General features: G+C 29.5%; 2 protein-coding genes. Both read right to left on the bottom strand.

Annotated features, from left to right (window positions below; genetic code table 11):
* Positions 1 to 376: 376 nt before the first annotated feature.
* Positions 377 to 1,288, bottom strand: coding sequence for a sulfite exporter TauE/SafE family protein (locus NSA58_RS18895; RefSeq protein ID WP_039679748.1), 912 nt, complete (start codon positions 1,286 to 1,288; stop codon positions 377 to 379).
* 201 nt (positions 1,289 to 1,489) lie between these two features.
* Positions 1,490 to 2,299, bottom strand: a complete 810-nt coding sequence (locus NSA58_RS18890) for a formate/nitrite transporter family protein (protein ID WP_039679749.1) — start codon at positions 2,297 to 2,299, stop codon at positions 1,490 to 1,492.
* Positions 2,300 to 2,433 lie beyond the last annotated feature (134 nt).

Below are 2,433 nucleotides of genomic sequence, written 5' to 3'. Positions count from 1 at the left end.
TTTAATCTATGATAAATAGATAAAAAAACGGTTTCATCTCTATGCACTTGCTCCCTAATGTTAATTAATTGTCAATAAAATATATATGCTTAGCGTGAATACCGTTTATACAAAAAAAGTAAATTTTCAGTCATTTATCGACTAGCTTTTACAACTTATCCATTTATCTACCTTCATTATAGTTAATTCAAATAAACTATTCAAGAAAATTTTTACATTTTTAGATAATGTTTTTTTATTACAAAAAATATATGCCATACATAGAAAATATGGCATATATTTAATATTAATTCAATTTTATTTGTTAAATTTTATTCAATCTATACCATACATTTGGTATTTTATAACCATTTTTATAATACAATTGTTATTTTTTTTATTTATCATCATTACTATTTTCTACTATTACATCTTCTCCTGAACCTTTACCTTTATTTGCTGAAACTAACATAGATATAGATGTATAGAATATAACAACTATTACTAACCATCTTAATATATCTAATGGTAGTGACTTAACTATATAAGCTGCGAAAAATACGCCTATGGCACCAAATAGTCCAAGTAATAAAGACGCTTTTCTAGGATAAGCTCCTTCTTTAATAAACTTAACTGAGCAAACTGGCATTAATGTTGCACATGACCCCATCATTATTGGGAATGCTACTGCAGGAGACAATCCTAAAAAATATACTAATGCCATACATGGTGCATATAATCCTATTCCAGCCGTCATTAATGCTCCAAGTATAAAGTTTCCGACTATACCTAATACTAATTTACCACCAGTAAGTCCTATAGCTTCTCCGCCACCTTGTATTAAGTTTAACGCTCCTAAAACCATTAAAATACCCGTTACAAATAAAGCTACTCCCATAATTTTTTGGATTTTAATTTCATCTAATTTTGAAATTATACCAGCTCCTAGCCAAGAACCAACTGCTGATGCAGCTAACATGGTAACCAATGTTATAGGCTCTACATCGATAACTGTAGTAAATATTACGGCCTCACACATAACTGGTAAAGTATCCCCAACATTTAATAGTCCAGGTAAATCCTTATCTCTTACACCCATCTTTAAGAACTTATTAAATGCTACTGTTGGCGCAAAGGAACCTATCCCTAAGGTATCAAAGAAATTAGTTATAAATCCAACAATACCTACCTTTGCCACGCTCACTTCATCAAGTTCATTAGCTGTCTTAACTTGCTTATAGTCTTTAATAAATACATAGTAGTAAAACGCCATTAATATCGCCCAAACAACTCTTATAAAGTTTAACATACTACTCCCTCCTTATTTTTTCATAGTTAGGTCTCATCTATCTAGATTTAAAACTAGCTGGTTTTATTTCTAGAATGCTCACTATATATTTATTACTGCAAATATGTTTTTAGAATATTTCTTTAACAATATACATAATACATCTAATAAGTATATAAAAAGACCTTCCTTGTATTTCACAAAGAAGGTCTTTTTATATATCTAGCAAGCTTTGCTAATTTTTTTCTCAATTTTATTTTCTTTTTTCTTTGACATAAAGTAAGTTAAGAATCCGTAGAATCCTGCTCCACCAACTAAGTTACCTAACGTTACAAACAACATACTATATAATGCATTTATAACTGTAACATCATTTGGTACTGGTGAGAATAAACATACTAATAAAGTAGTCATATTTGCTATACAGTGTTCAAATCCACTTGTTACGAATGCAAATATTAATAAGAATACTATAGCTATCTTAGCCATCTCATCTTTTGTTTTATATGCTGCAAGTACAGCTGCACAAACTAATATATTAGCAAGTATTCCTCTACAGAATAATTGTAGCGCTGGTGCTGCAACCTTATATGCTCCAGAGTATGCAAAGTATTCCATTGTAAGTTGACCTTCTGCAGCAAATCCTGTTCCTACAAATAAAAGCGCTACAATTATAGCTCCTAAAAAGTTTCCAAAATAACTATAACCCATTATTCTTATTCCATCTTTTACACTAGTAGCCTTTGATAAACTTCCCATAGTCATTATCATTGTATTGCTTGTAAATAATTCATATCCTAATACTATAATGGCACTAAGTGCAAATGAGAATGACATACCTACTACTATTTTAGTTGCAGGTGAATGAACTGCATGTAATTGTCCACCTATAGTAAATATTAATATACATCCAAGTCCTATAAACATGCCTGCAAATATCGATAATACTAAGTACTTTAATTTACTCTCATTAAGCGTATTAATTTTGTCTTCAGCCTTGTGAGCTAATAATTTAATTGTCTCTTCATTCATTACCTATGTCTCCTATTCATCATTTATTCCGTTTTGTATTCTGTATACAACATTAACTATTTTAGCATATAGATATGCTTTTTTAAAATAAAAAATAAAGTTTTAAACAGGAAAAATTTTCATTCATATAAAAA

Source organism: Terrisporobacter muris (genome assembly GCF_024621905.1).
Taxonomy (GTDB): domain Bacteria; phylum Bacillota; class Clostridia; order Peptostreptococcales; family Peptostreptococcaceae; genus Terrisporobacter; species Terrisporobacter muris.
Note: the sequence above shows the minus strand (reverse complement) of the source record. Positions and strands in the feature narration are given on the sequence as shown.